This window comes from Gillisia marina (assembly GCF_000258765.1).
GTDB classification, from domain to species: domain Bacteria; phylum Bacteroidota; class Bacteroidia; order Flavobacteriales; family Flavobacteriaceae; genus Gillisia; species Gillisia marina.
In genome coordinates this window covers 1-22,421 of sequence record NZ_AJLT01000034.1, presented here as the reverse complement: position 1 = coordinate 22,421, position 22,421 = coordinate 1, and the positions used below count along the sequence as shown (strand labels likewise).

19 protein-coding genes and 1 pseudogene are annotated in these 22,421 nt (G+C 35.8%); 8 read left to right on the top strand and 12 right to left on the bottom strand.

What is annotated here, in order from left to right:
• Positions 1-9 precede the first annotated feature (9 nt).
• From gcvP to ON07_RS09455, 4 genes and pseudogenes are all read left to right on the top strand, one after another.
• Positions 10-2,604, top strand: a complete 2,595-nt coding sequence (gene gcvP / locus ON07_RS15105; RefSeq protein ID WP_010230572.1) for an aminomethyl-transferring glycine dehydrogenase — start codon at positions 10-12, stop codon at positions 2,602-2,604.
• A 193-nt stretch (positions 2,605-2,797) separates the two neighbouring features.
• The gene (locus ON07_RS09465) at positions 2,798-3,856 is read left to right on the top strand and encodes a 3-oxoacyl-ACP synthase III family protein (RefSeq protein WP_010230569.1); all 1,059 of its coding nucleotides are present in this window, start codon (positions 2,798-2,800) and stop codon (positions 3,854-3,856) included.
• 1 nt (position 3,857) lies between these two features.
• Positions 3,858-4,375: pseudogene (locus ON07_RS15100) on the top strand (methyltransferase).
• A 55-nt stretch (positions 4,376-4,430) separates the two neighbouring features.
• Positions 4,431-5,279 (top strand): glycosyltransferase, encoded by an 849-nt coding sequence (locus tag ON07_RS09455; RefSeq protein WP_010230566.1) that lies wholly within the window; start codon positions 4,431-4,433, stop codon positions 5,277-5,279.
• On the opposite strand, the gene pafA is transcribed toward ON07_RS09455, so the two are convergent.
• Positions 5,276-6,934: an alkaline phosphatase PafA gene (gene pafA, locus ON07_RS09450; RefSeq protein ID WP_010230563.1), complete on the bottom strand. Its 1,659-nt coding sequence runs from the start codon at positions 6,932-6,934 to the stop codon at positions 5,276-5,278. The two genes, ON07_RS09455 and pafA, sit on opposite strands and share 4 nt — an antisense overlap.
• Positions 6,935-7,055: 121 nt before the next feature.
• On the opposite strand from pafA, the gene ON07_RS09445 reads away from it, so the two are divergent.
• Positions 7,056-7,793 (top strand): MlaE family ABC transporter permease, encoded by a 738-nt coding sequence (locus ON07_RS09445; protein ID WP_010230560.1) that lies wholly within the window; start codon positions 7,056-7,058, stop codon positions 7,791-7,793.
• Positions 7,793-8,557: an ABC transporter ATP-binding protein gene (locus ON07_RS09440; RefSeq protein ID WP_010230556.1), complete on the top strand. Its 765-nt coding sequence runs from the start codon at positions 7,793-7,795 to the stop codon at positions 8,555-8,557. The genes ON07_RS09445 and ON07_RS09440 overlap by 1 nt, the downstream gene beginning before the upstream one ends.
• Here ON07_RS09440 and ON07_RS09435 read toward each other — a convergent pair.
• The 9 genes from ON07_RS09435 to porV form a co-directional block, all read right to left on the bottom strand.
• Entirely contained in the window at positions 8,554-9,993 is a 1,440-nt protein-coding gene (locus ON07_RS09435; protein WP_010230554.1) for a DUF389 domain-containing protein, read from the bottom strand. The two genes, ON07_RS09440 and ON07_RS09435, sit on opposite strands and share 4 nt — an antisense overlap.
• 2 nt (positions 9,994-9,995) lie before the next feature.
• Positions 9,996-11,084: a mannose-1-phosphate guanylyltransferase gene (locus tag ON07_RS09430; RefSeq protein ID WP_010230551.1), complete on the bottom strand. Its 1,089-nt coding sequence runs from the start codon at positions 11,082-11,084 to the stop codon at positions 9,996-9,998.
• 19 nt (positions 11,085-11,103) lie between these two features.
• A complete protein-coding gene (locus ON07_RS09425) occupies positions 11,104-11,703 on the bottom strand; it encodes a SprT-like domain-containing protein (protein ID WP_010230547.1) in 600 nt (199 codons plus the stop codon).
• 10 nt (positions 11,704-11,713) lie between these two features.
• Positions 11,714-12,394 (bottom strand): SDR family NAD(P)-dependent oxidoreductase, encoded by a 681-nt coding sequence (locus ON07_RS09420; RefSeq protein WP_010230544.1) that lies wholly within the window; start codon positions 12,392-12,394, stop codon positions 11,714-11,716.
• A gap of 2 nt (positions 12,395-12,396) precedes the next feature.
• Positions 12,397-13,392: a M20/M25/M40 family metallo-hydrolase gene (locus ON07_RS09415; protein WP_033445075.1), complete on the bottom strand. Its 996-nt coding sequence runs from the start codon at positions 13,390-13,392 to the stop codon at positions 12,397-12,399.
• Positions 13,393-13,462: 70 nt separating this feature from the next.
• Positions 13,463-15,130, bottom strand: a complete 1,668-nt coding sequence (locus ON07_RS09410) for a pyruvate dehydrogenase complex dihydrolipoamide acetyltransferase (RefSeq protein ID WP_010230537.1) — start codon at positions 15,128-15,130, stop codon at positions 13,463-13,465.
• Positions 15,131-15,133: 3 nt separating this feature from the next.
• A complete protein-coding gene (pdhA, locus tag ON07_RS09405; protein ID WP_010230534.1) occupies positions 15,134-16,135 on the bottom strand; it encodes a pyruvate dehydrogenase (acetyl-transferring) E1 component subunit alpha in 1,002 nt (333 codons plus the stop codon).
• A 106-nt stretch (positions 16,136-16,241) separates the two neighbouring features.
• Complete coding sequence (gene cdd / locus ON07_RS09400; RefSeq protein ID WP_010230531.1) at positions 16,242-16,724, bottom strand: cytidine deaminase; 483 nt, start codon at positions 16,722-16,724, stop codon at positions 16,242-16,244.
• An 83-nt stretch (positions 16,725-16,807) separates the two neighbouring features.
• Entirely contained in the window at positions 16,808-17,965 is a 1,158-nt protein-coding gene (gene porV / locus ON07_RS09395) for a type IX secretion system outer membrane channel protein PorV (RefSeq protein ID WP_010230528.1), read from the bottom strand.
• 352 nt (positions 17,966-18,317) lie between these two features.
• Between porV and gldJ the strand changes: the two genes are divergently transcribed.
• Both gldJ and ON07_RS09385 read left to right on the top strand, forming a co-directional pair.
• Positions 18,318-19,985, top strand: a complete 1,668-nt coding sequence (gene gldJ, locus ON07_RS09390) for a gliding motility lipoprotein GldJ (protein WP_010230527.1) — start codon at positions 18,318-18,320, stop codon at positions 19,983-19,985.
• A 134-nt stretch (positions 19,986-20,119) separates the two neighbouring features.
• Complete coding sequence (locus tag ON07_RS09385) at positions 20,120-21,418, top strand: UDP-N-acetylmuramoyl-tripeptide--D-alanyl-D-alanine ligase (protein ID WP_010230524.1); 1,299 nt, start codon at positions 20,120-20,122, stop codon at positions 21,416-21,418.
• An 84-nt stretch (positions 21,419-21,502) separates the two neighbouring features.
• Here ON07_RS09385 and ON07_RS09380 read toward each other — a convergent pair whose 3' ends face one another.
• The gene (locus ON07_RS09380) at positions 21,503-21,880 is read right to left on the bottom strand and encodes a DoxX family membrane protein (RefSeq protein ID WP_029331766.1); all 378 of its coding nucleotides are present in this window, start codon (positions 21,878-21,880) and stop codon (positions 21,503-21,505) included.
• 223 nt (positions 21,881-22,103) lie between these two features.
• Positions 22,104-22,421: GIY-YIG nuclease family protein (locus ON07_RS09375; RefSeq protein WP_010230516.1), on the bottom strand; the 318-nt coding region annotated here is incomplete at its 5' end.

Sequence of the window (22,421 nt, the reverse complement as noted above, 5' to 3'; positions counted from 1 at the left end):
CAAGCCATCATGCCCGCAGTAATACAGCGTAATATTTTGGAAAATCCGGGATGGTATACTGCGTATACTCCTTACCAAGCAGAAATTGCTCAAGGAAGACTAGAAGCACTGTTGAACTTCCAGACCATGATCACCGATTTAACCGGGATGGAATTGGCAAATGCCTCTCTTTTAGATGAATCTACTGCTGCTGCAGAAGCAATGGCATTGCTATTCGCTGTAAGAGAAAGAGATCAGAAAAAAAATGAGGTTGTTAAATTCTTCGTTTCAGAAGAAGTGTTACCACAATCTATCTCCTTACTTAAAACCAGAGCAATTCCACTAGGAATAGAATTGGTTATTGGAGATCATACAGAATTCGATTTTTCTTCAGAATATTTTGGAGCAATCTTACAGTATCCAGGGAAATCCGGACACGTATTCGACTATTCCGGCTATGTTGCTAAATGTAAAGATGCAGGAATTAAGGTAGTTGTTGCGGCAGATATTTTAAGTTTAATAAAATTAGAATCTCCGGGACATTTCGGAGTAGATGTAGTAGTTGGAACCACACAACGTTTCGGAATTCCGTTAGGTTACGGTGGACCTCATGCCGCTTATTTTGCAACAAGGGAAGAATATAAAAGAAGCATACCGGGAAGAATTATTGGGGTAACCAAAGATCTTAACGGGAATCGTGCTTTAAGAATGGCGCTACAAACAAGAGAGCAACATATTAAAAGAGATAAAGCGACTTCTAATATTTGTACAGCACAAGTATTGTTGGCCGTGATGGCTGGGATGTATGCTGTGTATCATGGCCCAAAAGGTTTAGAATATATAGCAAATACCGTTCACGCTTCAGCTTATACGCTACATCAAAAATTAGAAAGCTTAGGTTTCGAACAACTTAACAATTCTTACTTTGATACACTTCAAATTAAAGCCGATGCAAAAGCAATTAAGACTTTAGCTGAAAACAATAAAATTAATTTCTACTACCCAGATGCTGAGACTGTTGTAATCGCTTTAAACGAAACAACAACAATAAAGGATCTTAATAAAATAGTTTCTGTTTTTGCTGAACTTGAAAACAAGAAGTTCGATAAAATTGAAGCATTAGCAGAAGGAACTTCAATCACTTCAGAAGTAAATAGAAAAACTGATTTTTTAACGCATGAAGTTTTTAGCTCCTACCATTCTGAAACTGAATTGATGCGTTACATCAAGAAATTGGAGCGAAAAGACCTTTCTCTTAATCATTCGATGATCGCTTTGGGTTCTTGTACCATGAAATTGAATGCTGCATCAGAAATGCTTCCGTTGAGCAATCCGCAATGGGGAAATATTCACCCTTTTGCACCTATAGATCAGGCTGAAGGATATCAAATAGTTTTAAAAAGATTAGAAGATCAATTAACAGAAATTACAGGTTTTGCAGGCACTTCTTTACAACCTAATTCTGGTGCACAAGGAGAATATGCAGGTTTGATGGTTATTCGTGCGTATCATGAATCTCGTGGAGATTCACAAAGAAATATTTGCTTGATTCCATCTTCTGCACATGGTACTAACCCGGCATCAGCGGTGATGGCCGGAATGAAGGTAGTAGTAACGAAGTCTACTAAAGAAGGAAATATAGATGTAGACGATCTTAGAGAGAAAGCATTAAAATATAAAGATAATCTGGCAGCTTTAATGGTTACGTACCCATCTACTCACGGGGTATTTGAATCGGCAATTAGAGAAATCACTCAATTGATCCATGATAATGGAGGGCAGGTTTATATGGATGGTGCCAATATGAATGCACAGGTTGGATTAACCAATCCTGGAGCTATTGGAGCCGATGTTTGTCATTTGAATCTTCATAAAACCTTTGCGATCCCACACGGTGGTGGAGGACCAGGAGTTGGACCAATATGTGTTGCAAAACAATTACTTCCATTTTTACCGGGTAACCCAGTGATAAAAACTGGAGGAGAGCAAGCGATTACTGCTATTTCTTCAGCTCCATGGGGATCTGCATTAGCATGTCTTATCTCTTATGGTTACATCACAATGCTTGGAGTAAACGGACTTCAAAAAGCAACAGAATATGCTATTTTAAATGCTAATTACATCAAAGCCCGTTTAAAGGACCACTACCAAACTTTATATTCCGGAGAAAGAGGACGTGCTGCTCATGAGATGATCGTGGATTGCAGACCATTCAAAAATAATGGAATAGAAGTGGTAGATATTGCAAAAAGACTCATGGATTATGGGTTTCATGCACCAACAGTATCTTTCCCGGTTGCAGGAACCATTATGATAGAGCCTACTGAAAGTGAGAGTAAGGCAGAATTAGATAGATTTTGTGATGCGTTAATCTCTATTCGTAAGGAAATTAGCGAATCCTCTACTAAGGATGAGGTAAATATTCTTAAAAATGCGCCACATACAATGGCAATGCTTACCGCAGATACTTGGGATTTTCCATATTCAAGAGAACAAGCAGCGTTTCCATTAGAATATGTTGCCGACAATAAATTTTGGCCAACTGTAAGGAGAGTAGATGATGCTTATGGTGACAGAAACTTGATATGTACTTGTGCTCCTATTGAAGAATATATGGAAGCATAGAGAATTTTAAGCCAAAGGTTTAAAATTAAATCTTTGGCTATTTATAATTTAAGACGCTTAAATTATCGATTTAATAATTATAACATGATATTTTACTAAAATCATAAAACGCAATAATTTATATAATTCCTTGCGGATTACTTAGATTGCTTTTAGTATTTTAGTTGATATAATTACAAAACCCTCGGTTTCAATGAGCATAAAGATGACAGGTTTAGGAAGTTTTATTCCGAACTTAAAGAGAAAGAATTCAGACTTTTTGAAACATGAATTTTTAAATTTAGATGGATCAGGTTTTCCTCATGCTAATGAGGTTACTATTGAAAAATTTAAAGCGATTACCGGTATAGAAGAAAGAAGATATCTTGAAGAAGATTTAAGTACTTCAGACATGGCAACTGTTGCTGCTCAAAAAGCGATAGAAAATGCCGGTATAGATCCCGAAACTTTAGATTATATAATTGTCGCTCATAACTATGGAGATGTAAAATTTGGAAGTATTCAGAGCGATACCGTTCCAAGTCTTGCTACTAGAGTAAAACACAATCTTAGAATAAAAAACCCAAAGTGTGTTGGATACGACGTGCTTTTTGGGTGCCCGGGATGGATAGAAGCTGTAATTCAAGCTCAGGCTTTCATTAAAAGTGGAATGGCCAAAAAATGTTTGGTTATTGGAGCAGAAGCACTCTCGAGAGTTGTAGATAATTACGACAGGGATTCTATGATATTTTCTGATGGAGCCGGAGCCGCGATTTTTGAGGCTTCAGAAGAGCCGGGAGGAATACTTTCACATAGTTCTGCTACCTATGCATATCAAGATGCGCATCATATCTACTTCGGAAAATCTAATAGAAATGAAGAAGAAGATGATACCAGATATATTAAAATGAATGGGCGAAAGATTTATGAATTTGCCTTAACTCATGTACCCGAAGCGATGAAATCTTGTTTAGAAGAAAGCGGCAAATCTATTGAGGATGTAAAAAAAGTCTTTCTACATCAGGCAAATGAAAAAATGGATGAAGCTATAATCAATCGTTTTTACAAGCAATACAAAATGAAAGCTCCGGAGAATGTAATGCCTATGAGTATTCATGAGCTTGGAAACAGTAGTGTAGCAACCGTTCCAACTCTTTTAGATTTGGTGATTACGGGAAATATTCCAAACCAAAACTTAAATAAAGGAGATGTGATAATCCTTGCAAGTGTTGGAGCGGGAATGAATATTAATGCACTTGTCTACCAATACTAAAATGTACGAAAATACATTTCCGAATAAACGATTTAAAAAAACTTTAGAATTTCTCGAAAATGCGGTCCCAGCCCCTGCAAAGGTTTTGGATCTTGGCGTAGAAAACCCTTTTTCGGCCATCATGAAATCCCACAATTATGAAGTTACAAATACCTCAGGAGAAGATCTCGATCTACACCCGTTAGTGATCAGGATAATTTATATGATGTAGTAACAGCTTTTGAAATTTTTGAGCACTTATTGTCTCCTTTTAATGTTTTGAAAAACATAAAAGCTAACAAATTAGTTGCCACAGTACCCTTAAAACTTTGGTTCGCCGAAGCTTACAGAAGCAAGACCGATATGCGCGACCGGCATTATCATGAATTCGAAGATTGGCAATTCGATTGGCTCTTGGAAAAAGCAGGATGGAATATCAAAAAAAGAGAAAAATGGACGAATCCTGTTCAAAAAATCGGAATTAGACCCCTTCTAAGAACTATTACTCCAAGATATTATGCAGTATATGCAGAGCGATAAATTTTATTTTCTGAAAATTTATTCTCAACTTCCATAAAATTCACTCAGATATATTTTGAAGATCTATATTGTAATACCTGCGCATAATGAAGCTGCATATATTGGCTCTACATTAGAGTCTTTAATAAATCAGACTTATTCAGCACAAAAGATTGTGATTGTAGATGATCAGTCTAATGATGCAACGCCCGATATAGTTTCAGAATACATTAAGCAATACCCATTTTTCTCATTGGTATCTATTACCTCAATCGAAGCTCATCTTCCGGGAAGCAAAGTGATTAATGCATTCAATCACGGACTTCAAACGCTTGATGACGATTATGACATCATTTGTAAATTTGATGCCGATCTTATATTTCCTAGCAATTATATAGAAACAATAGTGAATCACTTTAGAAGCTCCCTAGAAATAGGAATGGTGGGAGGGTTTTGCAGTATTAAAAAAGATGAAAAGTGGATTTTAGAAAACCTTACCAATAAAGATCATATAAGAGGTGCATTAAAAGCGTATCGTAAAGCTTGTTTTAAGGATATTGAGGGATTAAAACCTGCTATGGGCTGGGATACCGCAGATGAACTCCTGGCGCAATTTCATGGCTGGAATATAAAGACAGATCAAAGTCTTTTGGTGAAGCATCTTAAACCCACAGGAGCTACTTATAATAAAGCATCAAAATACAAGCAAGGGGAAGCTTTCTATAGATTGCGATACGGATTTCTAATCACCTTAATCGCCTCTGCAAAACTTGCATCTCGTAAACAAGACTTCTCTCTTTTTCGAGATTATATTTCCGGATATTTTAAAGCTGTGAGTGAAAAACAAACGTTCCTCATATCTCCTGCACAAGGGAAATTTGTAAGAAAGCTTAGATGGAAAAAGATGATAGAAAAAATATTTTAATTCGTTTTCTTTAAAACCACTTCTAAAGGAACACCAGTAGTCGCATTTGGAAAAGCAATTCCCAGCAACACAGAGATTGTTGGTGCAATATCTATTATTTCAGACCTTCTCGCAGTACTACCTTGGTTAATACCATTTCCAAAGAAAATTAATGGCGCGTGGGTATCATAAGAAAATCCACTACCATGCGTGGAACCGGTTGTTGTGGTATACGAGATCACGGAAGGCTTCAATACAAAAATCACATCTCCACTGCGTTTCTGGTTAAATCCATTCTGTATCAATCCTGAAATTCCTTGAACATAACTTCCACTTTCCAATTGACTTCTGGTAAATACATTACTCACCTTTGGATATTGTAAAATAAAATGTGCTATATCTTTTTCAAAAGCATTTCTATCAATCCCTAATTCTCTTAGGGTTCTATAATTAAAGAAAATTTGATAATTTGAAACAGATTCTATAGTGCCTCCTTTTTTATATTTTTCACCAATAAACTTATTTAAATCTTCCTCGAATTTTACATCATCAAAATATCCGGATGGAATTTTAACCGAAGTTAAATATGTTGGTACATCTCCCCCACCATGATCGGCAGTGAGAAAAAGGGTGTAATTTCCTTTTCCTACTTCAGCATCTAAATTTTCAAGCAATCTAGCAAGATCCAGATCCAATCTTAAGTAAGCATCTTCGATTTCCTTAGAATTCACACCAAAATTATGCCCTATATAATCTGTACTGGAAAAACTTACTGTTAGAAAATCTGTGTAATCATCTTTACCTAATTCCTCCCCTTTAATCGCAGCGATTGCAAAATCTGTAGTCAAAGAATTTCCATAAGGAGTTACTTTTAAGAGATCATAATTTCCATTATTCTTTCCGAGAGCTTCCAAATCGTATGGAAAAGTGGCGGTACTCTTACCTTTATATCCTCCTTCAAATAAATTTTCATCTGTACCACTTTCCAAATAAGATTCCAAATCCTGGATCGCATCCCAAGGTTTCATATACGAAAGAGCAGCTCCAGAAATATTAAATTCTTGAACCCATTTTGGCATTTCTTCCATATAAAACGTGCTACTGATCCATTTGCCCTCTTCTTGCCCATGAAACCAATATGCTGCATTTGCGGTATGCCCTGCCGGTAAAATTGCACCTCGATCTTTTAAGGCTATCCCAATTGTCTTCCCCCGCATTTGAGTAAACAATCTATTTTCATCTGCAATAGTAGTAGTTAGCATTCTATTTGGTGACATTTTTCCTGCGGAAGCGATTGTACCAAGTGGCTGTACACTTTCATCCGTCACACAGTAAATATATTGTTGCTCGAATTTATTATACCAACTATTACTTATAATCCCATGATTTTGTGGAGTTGTTCCTGTAAACACTGAAGCATGTCCGGGAGCTGTATATGTCGGGATATAATTAAAGTGATTATTTTTAAAGTTGAAACCTTCAGAAATCAATCTCTTAAATCCGTCATTCCCATATTTATTCCAAAACCTAGTTAAATAATCATACCTCATCTGGTCTACAACCACTCCAACTACCAATTTAGGCTTATCAGTTTTAACTGAAGAATCAAGTTTGGTTTGAGCTAAGGAATTAAAAGATAAAACACTTACCAGAAGAATTGTAATATAAAATTTCATAAAATAGATCTGCTATTAGTAATAGTCTCAAAATTACTAAAGAATTAGGCTTTAAACTTTAATTCTTCGTTAAATAGTTTCCTGCTAAATTTTAGTATTTTAGCTTTACAAAAATTCCTTGATGAGCTACGTCCATTCTATTGGTGAATATTTTTTAATGATTAAAGGCGTGTTTGGCAGAATGACCAAACGATCTGTCTTAAGAGAATTAATCTTTAAAGAGATAAATGAGCTTATTATTGGTTCGCTGGGGATAGTTGCATTTATCTCCTTTTTTATTGGCGGAGTTGTAGCCATACAAACTGCCTTAAACCTTAACAATCCATTAATCCCAAAGACCTTAATTGCTTTTGCTGCGAGGCAATCTATAATCCTTGAATTCGCACCTACATTTATCTCCATTATTATGGCGGGTAAAGTAGGTTCTTTTATAACCTCGAGTATTGGTTCTATGAGGGTAACCGAGCAAATTGACGCCTTGGAAGTGATGGGTATAAATTCTTTGAACTATTTAATTTTTCCAAAGATCATTGCGATGCTAACGTACCCATTTGTAATCGCTATTTCCATGTTCTTAGGGATTATGGGGGCCTATGCTGCCGCAGTATTTGGGGGATTTGTTGGTGCAGATCTTTTTCTCTCCGGATTACAGGATAATTTCGATGGATTTCATGTGATCTATGCTTTTATTAAAACCTTCATTTTTGCAATGATACTTGCAACGATACCCGCATATCATGGTTACTACATGAAAGGTGGAGCACTAGAAGTAGGTCATGCAAGTACCACATCTTTCGTTTGGACTAGTGTAGTTCTAATTATCACAAATTATTTAGTAACCCAACTATTACTTAGCTAATGATTGAAATTAAGAATCTTCATAAAGGTTTTGGTGGCGAAGAAATTCTGAAAGGGATAAATTTTGTTTTTGAAACAGGAAAAACAAATTTGATCATCGGTCAATCGGGTTCCGGGAAAAGTGTGCTTTTAAAATGTATGCTCGGCTTATTTAAACCCGAAAAAGGAACTATTGAGTATGATGGAAAGGCGTATTCTTCTTTTACAGATGAAGAGCAAAGAGAGCTTCGCACAGAGGTTGGAATGTTATTTCAAGGAGGTGCCTTATTTGATTCTATGACAGTTGAAGAAAATGTCATGTTTCCACTTCGAATGTTTACAAAACAACGCAAACGCGAATTAAAATCTAGGGTTGCTGAAGTTTTAAAACGTGTAAACTTGGAAGGCAGTGAAAATAAATTTCCTTCAGAAATTAGTGGAGGAATGCAAAAGCGTGTTGCAATTGCGAGAGCTATTGTAAACAAGCCGAAATATCTGTTTTGTGATGAACCTAACTCTGGATTGGATCCCACAACAGCAACCGTTATTGATAATCTTATTCAGGAATTAACACGTGAAAATGATATAACTACCGTTATAATCACCCACGATATGAATTCGGTACTAGAAATAGGGGAAAATATTGCATTTTTAAAAGATGGTGTTCTAGCATGGAAAGGTGATAAATCCCAGATTTTTCAAACAGATGATAAAACAGTGACGGATTTCGTGTATTCTTCTAATCTTTTCAAAAAAGTAAGAGACGCACAATTAAAAGGGCATTAATTAAGAGATCTTACGGCAAGCGTATCTAATTTTAATCTCATAGTTAACCATCGTTGAATTTTATTTGCTTCAGCAATCTTTTCTGCATTCCTAATTTTAGAATTCCAAGTCACATTAAAAGTGGGAATAGTATCGGTGCTTTCAAAATTGGTTGAAATAGTATTAGCGTAGCTTAAATTCTCAACTTTTTCATAGTTAATCTTTAGCTCTTTACTAATTTCTTCAAAAGAAAAATCTCCTTGTTTATATTTTAAAAGCTCATTTTCCAAAAAGCTGATTTGTGCATCCTTATTCTCGATCACTTCTTGGTTTTTCACATAAAGATCTTCCAAAATCCCACTTCTTAATTGAGAAGATAATAAACCTATATCCTCCCCAGATTCGTTAGTCCCTTGATGGATAATTAAATTAGATTCTTTTAACGCATCATACTCTTTGAGTCCTTCCCTCCATTCGTTTATTGTTGCCATTGGAACAACTTTTCCAATTAGATATACTTCTATCTCTTTATTCTTAAAATCTTGTTCAAATTTAATGGTTTGCGCGCCCTCATATTGCACCACTTTCCCTAAATATTCTTTTGCCTTAGATTCAAAAACTTGCTTTCTTAGAAGGTTAACAAAAAGGATTACACTTGGTATTATTACCACAATTGCAACTGCAGAGGCAATTTGAGCAATTCTCTTTCTTTTTTGCTGATTGGCATATTTCACCAATGGGAAACCTAAAATTTTTGAGACCACAAATGTGGAAAGAGCTATAAATACTGCGTTTATAGAGAAAAGATACAGTGCGCCACCGGCCCAAGCCATATTACCTATTGCTAAACCATATCCCACGGTACACAATGGTGGCATTAATGCCGTGGCAATTGCAACCCCAAATATAACACTTGCAATAGTACCTTTTTTGGTTTTAGCAACAATGAGTGCCAGGCCACCAAAAACAGCAACTAACACGTCTAAGATTGTAGGATACGTACGGGACAGCAATTCTGGCGTTTCTTCTTTTATAGGTGATATGAGAAAGTAGATATAAGCTGTTAAAACACTTAGGAATACCATAACGCCCAAATTAATGAACGATCTTTTCAAGGTATCCACATCATTAATGGCAACAGATAATCCTACTCCTACAATTGGTCCCATTAGGGGAGAAATAAGCATCGCTCCTATAACTACTGCAGTACTACTTACATTCAATCCTATAGATGCAACGAAGATGGAGAAAATAAGTATCCAAGCATTATGCCCCTTAAAAGGAATATCTTTCTTAATTGCCTCTACAGTAGATTCCCTATCTGTGTCTTCTCTAATATCCAGTAATTCAGAAATAAAATCTTTAATATGCGCCCATAAACCTTTGGCTTTAGACATATCGGTTTCAAAAGTTTCTTGCTGCGGAGGATTGCTTCCTATATTATCTTGATTCGCCATTTCTATCCTAAACTCTCGTCAAATTTTTCCATCACTTTATTTCTGATCTCTTTAATGTCTTGCTCTTTCTCCTTCGGAACGATTAGCAGCACATCTTTATCATCCACAATAATATAATCTTTCAAGCCATCTACAACCACCACTTTAGAATTGTGAGTATAGATCATGTTTCCTGTTGCATCTTCATGCATCAATTGCGCTTTTACCACCGCATTATCATTTCTATCCTTGGGCAACTCTTCATGCAGAGATCCCCAAGTTCCCAGATCACTCCATTTAAATGAAGCGGGAATTACATATACTGAATCTGACTTTTCCATGATCGCATAATCGATAGAAATATTTTGTGCCTTAGGATAGGTTTCTGCAACAAATTTTTCTTCTTTTGAAGTGTTTAGAACTTTTTCTCCTTCATTAAATAATTTAAACATCTCCGGTAAATGCGCGTCGAAAGAATCGGTTATAAATGAAGCCTTCCAAATGAAGATTCCGGCATTCCACACATAATTCCCTTCTTCTAAATACTTTTTAGCGTTTCTTAAAGTTGGCTTTTCAGTAAACACCTCAACTTTTTGCAAGTCTTTACCCTCTTCTTGTTCATATTTTATATATCCGTAACCAGTGTTTGGAAACGTAGGTTTTATTCCTAAAGTGATTAAAATATCTTCCTTAATTGCCGCTTCAAAAGCTAAGTTGATATCTGCAACAAACGCATCTTCATCATTTATAAAATGATCACTCGGCGCTACGATCATCACTGCATTTGGGTTTTTCTTCTTAATTTTCATTGCCGCCAATAAGATACATGGCGCGGTATTGCGCATTGCCGGTTCCAAAATAATTTGTTCTTGCTTGATTTTCGGGAGCTGTTCCTTTATAATATCGTTGTAAGCTTCGTTACTAAGAATAAGAATATTCTCGTGCGGAACTACATTCCTAAGTCTATTAAAAGTACTTTGCAATAAGGTTTCCCCTATACCAAGCATATCGTGAAATTGCTTTGGGTATTTAGCCGTGCTTAGTGGCCAGAATCTGGAACCTACTCCCCCAGCCATAATTACCGCATAATAATCTTTATTATAACTTGTCATTCTTTCTTTTGTTTAAAACCTAGCCGGCAATTAACTCAACTTCGGCATTAGGTTGAAATAAATAAACTTTGCCCGTATCCATCTCTACACATTCATACCGCTTCCTTCTCTTTGCTCCTTTTTTGAACACCTTACCGTTGTAAATCTTGAATACTCCACCAAGTGGCAGCTCGAAAATATAATTTTTATCATTTTCGGGGTCAAAACTTTTAAGGGCTACAGATAATTGAGCATCGGTATCGCTACTCGCTTTAGGATTTTTGAAATGTTTCGCAATTAAAGGTAGTAATTGTATCGGAAATATCTCAGGTCTTATAAATCGTAACATCATTTGCTGAAATGTAAATTTCCATTCTCTCCCGTGTGGTTTTATTGCACTCCCAAATCTTTCGAAAGCTAAGAGATGAGCAATTTCATGCACTAAAGTTATTAAAAACCTGTACTTATTTAAATTTGCATTAATTGTAATTTGATGAACTCCATTTGGCCTCCTTCTATAATCGCCATGCCTCGTTACCCTTTCGTTTACAATTTTTAGATGAATATTATTTTCCTCTATAAGATTAAAAACAGGAGATACCGCGTGACTTGGTAAATATCGCTCAAGAACATCACTCATTTCTTCCTTTTTAAGGGGTGCTATTAGAAACCTGTAAAAGTTTCCCATTATAATATTTTTGACCGGTAAGACTAAAATCCATTATATATTCGGCCATATCTTGTGCAGAAACCGGTGCTTTATATCCCGGAAATGCTTCTTCCAACATTTCGGTTTGTACGGCACCTAAAGCCAATACATTAAATGACGGACCATTCTCTTTATATTCTTCAGCTAGCATTTCTGTTAAGGTTATTAATGCTCCCTTACTCGAACTATAAGCCGAAAGACCAGGGAATTTCATGCTGCCCTGCACTCCACCCATACTGCTAATGTTAACTACGTGAGAAGTGGAATCCATAAAAGGAAGTAATTTTTGAATAAGTCCAGCTACCCCAAAAACATTAGTATTATAAATGGCTTTAAACTCATCTAAAGATGCTTCAGCAAAAGATTTATTTAAAATTGCTCCTGCGTTATTGATTAAAACATCTACTTTTTGCCATGTCTTTTCAATATGAACCGCTATTTCCTGAAGCTCTTCTTCCTTTGTAATATCGCAGGCAATCACCTGTACATTTTTCAAATTTAAAGCTTGGAGTGATTCCGGTTTCCTGGACAAAGCTATTACATGATGACCTGCTTCAGAAAAAAGCTTCACCATTTCGAAACCAATTCCTCTGCTAGTTCCTGTTATTACAACATGCTTCATGCTTAGTTTAATTTTATTTCTTTAGTTGAAGTATTCGCCATGGTATAAATTCCGGGAATAATAGATTCTATTAAATCTGTCATAAACGCAATATCCAATTTGTCTGCTTCATCTTGCACTTGATGATAGTAACTATAATTTGTAAAATCGAACGAGCTTATGGTTTGTGCCGGTACATTGAATTCTTTATAAAAAGAATAGTTATCACTTCTTCTAAAAAGGTCAAATTCTTTCGCTTTCGGAAGAAACCCTAAAATCTTTTCATCAGAATATTCATTGAATTTATCGGCCAAATTCGATTCTTCAAATCCGGTTAAATATGCTTTATGATCTTTTCCTTGCATAGGAACTCCAATCATTTCAATATTAAAGTTCACATAAAGATCCAATTTTTCATCTTTTAATCTTTTGGCCAAATGCTTAGATCCTAAAAGCCCTTTTTCTTCAGCCGAAAGAAAAACAAAGAGCATGCTTCTTCGGTTCTTTGGTGCAGTAGCAAAATATTTTGCCAATTCAAGTACTGCAACAGAACCTGCTGCATTATCATTAGCACCATTTGCTATGGAATCGTTTGCGATTGGAGAAACCAATCCAATATGATCGTAATGGGCACTTATTATTAAAAACTCATTTTTCAATACTGGATCTGCTCCTTCTACAAAACCAATGATGTTGTATCCAGTTGCTCCCTTAACTTCAAAGGAATCTCTGTAGGTTTTGTAATATGGTTTGATGTTGTTTTTCTTTAGAATGCCTTCTAAATACACCGCGGCTTTCTCTATCCCATCAGTCCCAGTATTTCGGCCCATCAAATCATTTGAAGTTAGAAACTCCAATTCCTCCTTAACAGCCGATGCATTTAATGTCGCCTTAGGAGTTTCAATTTTTTGGGTTGGTGAGATTATTTGTTTCTCTTCTGTAGAGTTTTGTGTAAGGTTACACGCGGAAAAAACAAACAGCAGCCCAAGGCTCGCTATTCTTAAAGTTAATTTTATCATAGCCATAAAGATAAAAAAATCCCGCAATAGCGCGGGATTTTCAAATAGTATATTCCTTATGATATTTAGCTTATGCTAACATTGTTACAGGATTCTCCAAGTATGTTTTTAAAGTTTGCAAGAAAGCCGCCCCTGTAGCACCATCTACGGTTCGATGATCGCAGGCTAAGGTTACTTTCATAGTGTTTCCAACTACAATTTGTCCATCTTTCACAACCGGCTTTTCTACAATTGCTCCTACAGATAGGATTGCTGAATTAGGCTGATTTATAATACTGGTAAATTCAGTAATTCCAAACATTCCAAGGTTAGAAACTGTAAAAGTACTTCCTTCCATTTCTGAAGGTTGCAACTTTTTGTTTCTGGATTTTCCTGCAAGGTCTTTTACTTGAGCACCAATTTGAGTCATAGATAGTTGATCTGCAAATTTAACAACAGGAACAACTAGCCCATCTTCTACAGCTACTGCAACTCCCATATGGATATGCTTAGCTATTTTGGTAGCATCACCTGTCCATTGGGAATTCACTCTAGGGTGTTTTCTTAATGCCATCGCAGAAGCCTTAATTACCATATCGTTAAAAGAAACCTTTACATCAGGAATCTCATTGATCTGCTTTCTTGAAGCCATCGCCGTCTCCATATTCACTTCTATCGTTAAATAATAGTGTGGCGCCGTAAATTTAGATTCTCCTAAACGTTTGGCAATGGTTTTACGCATTTGAGAATTCTTGATTTCCTCAAAAGATTCTTCTCCTACAGGCGTATATGTTTGAACAGCTTTTTCTGAAGAAGCCGCAGGGCTTTCAGATTTTGCCGCTGCTGGTTTAGCTGAAGGTTGGAAAGCTTCAACATCTTTCTTTACGATTCGTCCATTTTCTCCGGAACCTTTAACATCTGCTAAATCTATCCCTTTATCTTCAGCAATCTTTTTTGCTAAGGGGGAAGCAAAAATTCTACTTCCGTCTTTTGCTTCGGTAGTATTTGCTTTTTCTTTTTCTTCTGAAGTTTCACCCTCAGAAACATTTTCTTCAGTTAAAGTTTCCTCTTTTTTATCAGAAGATTTTGGTGCAGACTTTCCGGAAGCAATTCCAGAGACATCTGTTCCTTCAGGCCCAATAATCGCCAACAAGGTGTCAACTTTTACGGTTTCTCCTTCCTGAACTCCAATTTTTAATAAAGTTCCACTGTAGAAAGACTCGAATTCCATCGTAGCTTTATCGGTTTCGATTTCAGCTAAAATATCTCCTTCTTCAACGGTGTCACCTTCTTTTTTAAGCCAAGCTGCTACTGTACCTTCTTCCATGGTATCACTAAGTCTAGGCATATTAATTACCTCTACTCCTTCAGGAACCTCATTGGAAGATTCAGATGTTTCCTCTTTTTTATCTTTAGAATCTGCAACTGGAGCTTCTTTGGAAGCATCCTTAGACGCAGATTTACTTTTTTCTTTTTCAGAAGGCTTGCTTTCCCCTTTTAATAAACTGGAAATATCTTCTCCTTCTTCACCTATAATAGCGAGTAAATTATCTACCGGCGCAGTTTCTCCTTCTTCAATACCAATATGTAGTAATGTCCCTTCGTGAAAAGATTCAAATTCCATAGTAGCCTTATCGGTTTCAATTTCAGCTAAAATATCACCTTCTTCGACCTTGTCTCCAACTTTTTTCAACCATTTAGCGACAACACCTTCTTCCATGGTGTCGCTTAAACGTGGCATATTTATTACTTCAGCCATAATTTACTCTACTTTATGTGATAAAAATGGATAGTCTTCTTGCTCGTAAACAGCATCATACATCAAGCTAGCGTCCGGATAATCTGATTCTTCTGCGAATTTCTCGCATTCACTTACCAAATCCTTAACCCGTTTATCTATTTCCTTGATTTGTTTATCTGTTGCGTACTTTTTATCTTTTATTACATCTAACACCTGAGTGATAGGATCTATTTTTTGATATTCAGCAACTTCATCTTTAGTTCTATATTTTTGAGCATCACTCATAGAGTGTCCTCTATACCTGTACGTTTTTAACTCTAAGAACGTAGGTCCTTTTCCATCTCTTGCTCTCTTGATAGCCTCATCCATCGCTTCAGCAACCTTAATAGGATTCATTGCGTCTACAGGCCCACAAGGCATATCGTAAGCAAGACCCATTTTCCAGATCTCTGTACTTTTTGAAGTTCTAGCTACAGAAGTTCCCATGGCATATCCATTATTTTCAACACAAAAGACAACAGGTAAATTCCAATTTACAGCCATAGTAAGTGTCTCATGAAGAGAACCCTGACGCATTGCACCATCGCCCATAAAAGTTAAAGTAACGGCATCTCTTTTAAAATACTTATCGGCAAAAGCCAATCCAGCACCTAAAGGTATTTGTCCACCCACAATTCCATGACCTCCGTAAAAACGATGTTCTTTAGAGAAAATGTGCATGGAACCACCAAGTCCCTGAGAGGTACCGGTCTTCTTACCATACAATTCTGCCATTACTTTCTTAGGATCCACGCCCATACCAATTGGTTGTACGTGATTTCTATAGGCAGTGATCATTTTATCTTTGGTAAGATCCATCACATGAAGGGATCCGGCTAAAATTGCTTCTTGACCATTATATAGGTGCAAAAATCCTCTTACTTTTTGTTGAATATATACCTGAGCTAATTTATCCTCAAACTTTCTCCAAAAAAGCATATCCTCGTACCACTTTAGATAAGTGGCTTTGGTAATTTTCTTCATTTACAAATATATTTAGGCCGGACAGTGGTTTTTGCCTAGCGGACAACAAAAATACTATTTTCAATAAGAATCAAAAACAGTTTTATTATTAAAAATACCGAAATCGTTATAGATTGGACTTATCGAAGGCGAAAGGCAATAAATCTCCTAATGAATTGGATTTAGCAACTTCACCACGCTCTCCCATAAAATAAATTTCTATAGGTACGTTTTGCTTCACTTCGTATTCTGCAATAGCCTGTCTACATGCACCACATGGAGGTATTGGAGAGGTTACTGCATGGTTTAATGAGGTAGCTGAAATTGCTATTCGTTTAATAACAGCTTTTGGATATTTGGCTCCAGCATAATATATCGCAGTTCTCTCTGCACATAAACCGCTTGGGTATGAAGCGTTTTCTTGATTGCTTCCAGAAATCACTTCATCATTATCTAAAAGTATGGCGGCACCAACATTAAATTTAGAGTATGGAGCATATGCTTTCTCCCTTGCTTCAATTGCTGTATTCATAAGTTTTATAACGTCTACAGGAAGTTTATCTATAGATTCGTAGAGCTCTATAGTGGCAGTTATGGTAATTGACTTCATTTAAATTGTTTGAGTTTTGCACGTGTTAATAAGGCAGCTGTATTATTCAGCAACCTACGAACTTCTGGAAAATATACGAAATATTAGTTATTGGCGAATTCTTCACCAAAATGGAAGATCAATCCAAATCTAAGTGTTCCTTCCAAAGGGCTTACTACATCAGATGTAGAAAACAAATAAGAAACATCTATAACTACCGGAGCGTATTTAAATCCGGCTCCAACTGCTACAAATTTTCTTGAACCCTTTGTATCGCTCTCATTGAAATACCCTGTTCTAAGCGAAAATTGATCTTGATATACATACTCTGCACCAAAGGCCCAGGTAACTTCTCTTAATTCTTCACCAAAGCCATCTGGTGCATCTCCAAAGGATTTGAAAATTCCTTCAATGGCACCAATGTTATTATATTCCTCTTCATCTTCAGCATCGATCTCACCATCTCCATTAAAATCTTTGGGAGTTGGAACTAACAATTTATTAAATTCAAGATAAGTACCTAATCTATTTGAAGGATCAAAAATAAAGTCGAAACCTCCACCAACTTTAAAGTTAGTTGGAATAAAATTTTCCTGTCCTACCTCATCATATTTAATCTTTGGACCAATGTTAGAGATATTTGCTCCTGCTCTCACTCTTCCATCAAAACTTTCAAACACAATGTTATCACTTTGATAATATGCTGCTACATCTACTCCAAAAGTCGAAGCTGCTGTTGCATCTTCGTCATTTACAGCCAACTTAAGATCTGATCTTAAATAACGACCGGCAACCGCCATAGAAATATTATCGGACAACTTTAAAGCATATGAAACGTCTAGAGTTAATTCATTGGGACTTAATATAAGAGGAGATTCTTCAAAACCTCCCTGAGTTTCTATAGACCCCAAACTAAAATATCTTAAACTTGCCGCAACCGCGCTTCTATCATCAAGCTTATTAAAATACGTAAGATTTCCTAAGAATATATCGTTCACAATATTGCTTAAATAGGGAGTATAAGAAACCCCTATCCCCTGTTCGTTGTTAATAAATGCATATTTAGCAGGATTCCATTGTTGAGAAAATGCATCTGCAGAAGTTGCAACCCCTTGATCACCCATTCCGGCTGCTCTGGCATCGGCTGCTATTAATAAAAATGGAACTGCAGTAGTTATAACCCTATCTCGTTCCTCTTGAGAGAACACAAGTGTATTTGATAAAAGGGAAAATCCAAGAAAAAGTATCGTAATTTTTTTCATCACATTATTTAGTCTTTAACAAATATATATTTTTATTCTTGTTAAGAGAAGTTCCTCTTATCAATTTTGTATTGTATTTTCATAGAATTAGTAAAAACTCTAAGATTCTATTAGAACTAATAATTGTAGTTTTTATTGCATTTAAATACTTGTTTTCACAAGCTTAACTAAAAATATTTCAAACCTAGACATTAAGTATTACTTTTGCGAGAGTATTATATATGTCAAAAAAGTTCTAAGCCTTAAGAATATTAACTGTTTAGAACATTTTGATTAAGACAAAATAAACTTGTACTTTTCGCGTTAATCACTATATTGCAAGGCCTAAATTACTACTTAAATAGAATAAAATATGAGGACTAAAGTTGCCTTTAAGACACTATTCGCTATCGCTTTAGGCGCTAGTTTGTTTAGCTGTAACAATTCTAAAGATTATAAAAATAATTCACGAGCTACTGGTTGGGATATTAATTCTAAGGAAGGTGGTTTCCAATACAAAACAGATTACAAGGAGCAGGAAACTGGTCCAGGGCTTGTTTTTGTAGAGGGTGGAACTTTTACCATGGGTAGAGTTCAGGATGATGTTATGCATGATTGGAACAACACTCCTACTCAGCAACACGTTCAGTCTTTTTATATGGATGAAACTGAAGTTACCAATATCATGTATATGGAATACCTAGATTGGTTAAAGAATGTATTCCCTCCAAGTGAAGCAAATTATAGAAACATATATTCCGGTGCTGTGCCAGATACGTTAGTTTGGAGAAACAGATTAGGTTTCAATGAAACTATGGTGAACAACTATTTACGTCACCCGGCATATTCAAATTATCCTGTTGTTGGAGTTAACTGGATTCAGGCTACTGAGTTTAGTAAATGGAGAACCAATAGGGTAAATGAATTAAAATTAGAAAAAGAAGGATATTCAAAAGAAGGAGCTCGTTACACAGATGTTTCCGCAGGTGCCACTTTTGATACAGAAACCTATTTAAATGCACCAACTAAAACTTATGGCGGAAATGATAGCATTACGCGTGGAGGTAAAAACGCTGACAAACTAGGGACTGCAAAGGATACTAGTAATGCTAAGAACATCTACATCCAACGTAAAGATGGTGTGCTATTACCAGAATACAGATTGCCAACGGAGGCAGAATGGGAATATGCCGCTCTAGGTTTAGTAGGTATTAGAAATTATAACGTATACCGTGGTAGAAAAAAATATCCATGGGATGGTCAATATACCAGATCTGGAGATGTTAAAAGACAAGGTGATCAATTAGCCAATTTCAAACAAGGTGAAGGTGATTACGGTGGTATTGCTGGATGGAGTGATGATGGCGCAGATATCACTGCAGAAGTTAAATCTTACGAAGCAAATGATTACGGACTCTATGACATGGCCGGAAATGTAGCGGAATGGGTAGCCGATGTTTATAGACCTATAGTAGACGATGAATTTAACGATTTCAATTACTACAGAGGAAATGTATACACTAAAAATGCCATAAATGATGATGGAACTGTGAAAGTGGTAACTCCGGATGGTGTAGTTTACGACACTTTAAGTAGCGGTAGAATTATGGCTCGAGCTTTGCCAGGTGAGTTGGCTCAAGTTCCAATTAATGAAAAAGACACTTATCTTAGAACAAACTTTAACGAAAGTGATAATAGGAATTTCCGTGATGGAGACAAAAGTTCTACAAGATACTACGAGCCATTTAACGAAATTTCGAATCCGTCTAAGAGAATGTATAATTCTCCACAATTTAGTACAGATACAGATAGCACAGGAACTATCAAGCCTAAATATGACGAAACAAGCAGAACTACTTTAGTGAGTGACGAAGTTCGCGTATACAAAGGTGGATCATGGAGAGATAGAGCCTACTGGCTAGATCCTTCTCAAAGAAGATATTTCCCACAAGATATGGCTACAGATTACATTGGGTTTAGAAACGCAATGTCCAGAGTTGGTTCTAAATCTAAAGACAAAAATAAAACGGCAAGAAATTAATCTTATCGTCTTTCAATTAAACGGTTTAAAAAGTTTATTTTTCGGTTATAATAATTAGACACTCAAGTTTCTAATTTATTTTAAAATTCGAAAAACTGCTTTTTAAACCGTTTGCTATTTAATATATTTAAGTAATGAATATTGAAACATTACATCAGCTTTTTCTTGAAAGCAAAGGCGTGGCCACCGATACTCGTGCGCTTAAAACGAATCAACTATTTTTTGCATTAAAAGGAGACAACTTTAACGGTAATTTATTTGCTGATAAAGCACTCTTAAAGGGCGCTAGCTATGCGATTATTGATGAAGTACCTGAAGAACAAAATGAGCGTTATATTTTAGTTGATGATGTTTTGCAAACGCTCCAAGAGTTAAGCACCTATCACCGTGATTTTTTAAAACTTCCAATTCTTGCAATTACTGGAAGTAATGGAAAAACAACCAGTAAAGAGTTGATACATGCCGTGCTAAGGAGGAAGTTTGACACAGTAGCAACCCTTGGTAATTTAAACAACCACATCGGGGTACCTCTCACATTACTTTCCATGAATTCTAAGACTGAATTTGGAATTGTAGAAATGGGAGCTAATCACCCAAAGGAAATTGAAAAATTATGTGAGATTGCAAAACCTAATTTTGGTTATATAACCAATTTCGGGAAAGCACATTTGGAAGGCTTTGGAAGTGTTGAAGGAGTAATTTCAGCAAAAAGCGAACTATACAATTATTTAAAAGCATCTAATGGAAAGATATTCTTAAATCTTGATGATGCCATACAGCAAAAACAAACCACCTATAATAACATCTTTACTTTTGGAGATTCCAACAATGCAGATGTTGTAATTAAGTATGAAAACTCTAAAACATTAGCGGAAGTTAAATATCAAGATACCGAAATTAAAAGTCAGCTCACAGGCACTTATAACTCGATAAATATTGCAGCAGCAGTTTGCATAGGAATTTATTTCAAAATTTCTATAGAAAGTATTAAGAAAGCTATTTTTAACTACTTCCCTAAAAACAATCGTTCTCAAATTGTAAAGTGCGGCAACAATGCTTTACTTATGGATGCTTACAATGCAAATCCTACCAGCATGAAGGCTGCTTTGGAAAGTTTAGAAGCAAATCCAGCAACAAATAAAATAGCTGTATTAGGAGACATGTTTGAACTTGGAGAAACTTCCAAAGAAGAACATCAAAATATTGTGGCCTTTTTGGAGCATATGAATCTAGAGCAAATATTCTTAGTTGGAAAAAATTTCTTTCAAACCCATTCTAAAAACAAAAAAATAAGAAAATTTGAAGAGTTTTCTGAACTTCAAAAAGTACTTGAAGCAGAAAAAATAGAAAATTCTTATCTACTCATTAAAGGCTCTCGAGGCATGGCATTAGAGAGAGTATTAGAGATTTTGAAATCGGCTGCAGTTAATTAGACCTTAATTAATCATTCTCATTTTACAATGAGCCTCTGGCTTATTAACAACTATATGCTTAAGAAATAGCTGATTCTTTATGACTTACTTTACTAGGTGGTAATATTTCTGGCGCTTTTCAATAATAACCCAGATATTGATCGCAAAAAGTATTACGGCCAAAATTAATCCTGAAGGCTCATTTACAATATGAGTTAAAAGAATACCGATCATGATTGGCAAAATAATTATAGCTCCAAGTGCTCTAAATTTCGAAGGGATAATTAAAGCCCCTCCAACAATCTCTGTAATTCCCACAAGAGGCATTAGCCAACCAATTTCGCTAAAAGCTGCCATTAGACTTATCATGCTCTCAGGCATATCTTCCGGCATTGGCATATAATTAAAGAATTTGTTTAAACCAGAATTAATAAACAACAGCCCAAATAAAAGACAAACAACAAATAGCACTTTATTTTTCATGATTTTTCCTTTTACATTTGCCAGCACACTGAAAGTTAAGACATTATTTTAATAATCAATTCAATTTTCTAATCAGGTAATGAAAAAGCATAAGTATACCCTATAAAAAAAGCCCTCCATAAATGGAAGGCTTTTCTAAGTGGGCAATGAGGGATTCAGCCTGTCACGAACTAGCTTCGGGAAACCCCCGACCCTCCCGATAAAAATCGGGATGCTCTAATCCTTAGCTGTTTTCAATCAATTTCTGGATCATCAATTTGCTTTTCCATTTCTTTATTTCCAACTCCCTTTGATATGCTTCAGGTTTATTAGAAAACCCTTCAGAATAAACCAATTTCCAATCCTTAGCGCGGGAAGTAAATCCTTTATGATTGAATAAGTGAGATCTTATTCTTTCGGTTAAATTAGAGGTATGACCAATATAATATTTGTTCAATTTCTTAGAATGAAGAATATACAATTTGAAATCCATCAATAGAAAATACAAAAAAAAAGCCCTCCATAAATGGAGGGCTTCTCTATGTGGGCAATGAGGGATTCG

Coding starts and splice junctions, on each gene's coding strand:
- cdd (WP_010230531.1), bottom strand. CDS start 16,724: ATGAAGTCAATTACCATAACTGCCACTATAGAGCTCTACGAATCTATA.
- ON07_RS09465 (WP_010230569.1), top strand. CDS start 2,798: ATGAGCATAAAGATGACAGGTTTAGGAAGTTTTATTCCGAACTTAAAG.
- ON07_RS09420 (WP_010230544.1), bottom strand. CDS start 12,394: ATGAAGCATGTTGTAATAACAGGAACTAGCAGAGGAATTGGTTTCGAA.
- ON07_RS09415 (WP_033445075.1), bottom strand. CDS start 13,392: ATGATAAAATTAACTTTAAGAATAGCGAGCCTTGGGCTGCTGTTTGTT.
- ON07_RS09430 (WP_010230551.1), bottom strand. CDS start 11,084: ATGACAAGTTATAATAAAGATTATTATGCGGTAATTATGGCTGGGGGA.
- pdhA (WP_010230534.1), bottom strand. CDS start 16,135: ATGAAGAAAATTACCAAAGCCACTTATCTAAAGTGGTACGAGGATATG.
- porV (WP_010230528.1), bottom strand. CDS start 17,965: ATGAAAAAAATTACGATACTTTTTCTTGGATTTTCCCTTTTATCAAAT.
- gcvP (WP_010230572.1), top strand. CDS start 10: ATGCCCGCAGTAATACAGCGTAATATTTTGGAAAATCCGGGATGGTAT.
- ON07_RS09410 (WP_010230537.1), bottom strand. CDS start 15,130: ATGGCTGAAGTAATAAATATGCCACGTTTAAGCGACACCATGGAAGAA.
- pafA (WP_010230563.1), bottom strand. CDS start 6,934: ATGAAATTTTATATTACAATTCTTCTGGTAAGTGTTTTATCTTTTAAT.
- ON07_RS09380 (WP_029331766.1), bottom strand. CDS start 21,880: ATGAAAAATAAAGTGCTATTTGTTGTTTGTCTTTTATTTGGGCTGTTG.
- ON07_RS09445 (WP_010230560.1), top strand. CDS start 7,056: ATGAGCTACGTCCATTCTATTGGTGAATATTTTTTAATGATTAAAGGC.
- ON07_RS09440 (WP_010230556.1), top strand. CDS start 7,793: ATGATTGAAATTAAGAATCTTCATAAAGGTTTTGGTGGCGAAGAAATT.
- gldJ (WP_010230527.1), top strand. CDS start 18,318: ATGAGGACTAAAGTTGCCTTTAAGACACTATTCGCTATCGCTTTAGGC.
- ON07_RS09385 (WP_010230524.1), top strand. CDS start 20,120: ATGAATATTGAAACATTACATCAGCTTTTTCTTGAAAGCAAAGGCGTG.
- ON07_RS09425 (WP_010230547.1), bottom strand. CDS start 11,703: ATGAGTGATGTTCTTGAGCGATATTTACCAAGTCACGCGGTATCTCCT.
- ON07_RS09435 (WP_010230554.1), bottom strand. CDS start 9,993: ATGGCGAATCAAGATAATATAGGAAGCAATCCTCCGCAGCAAGAAACT.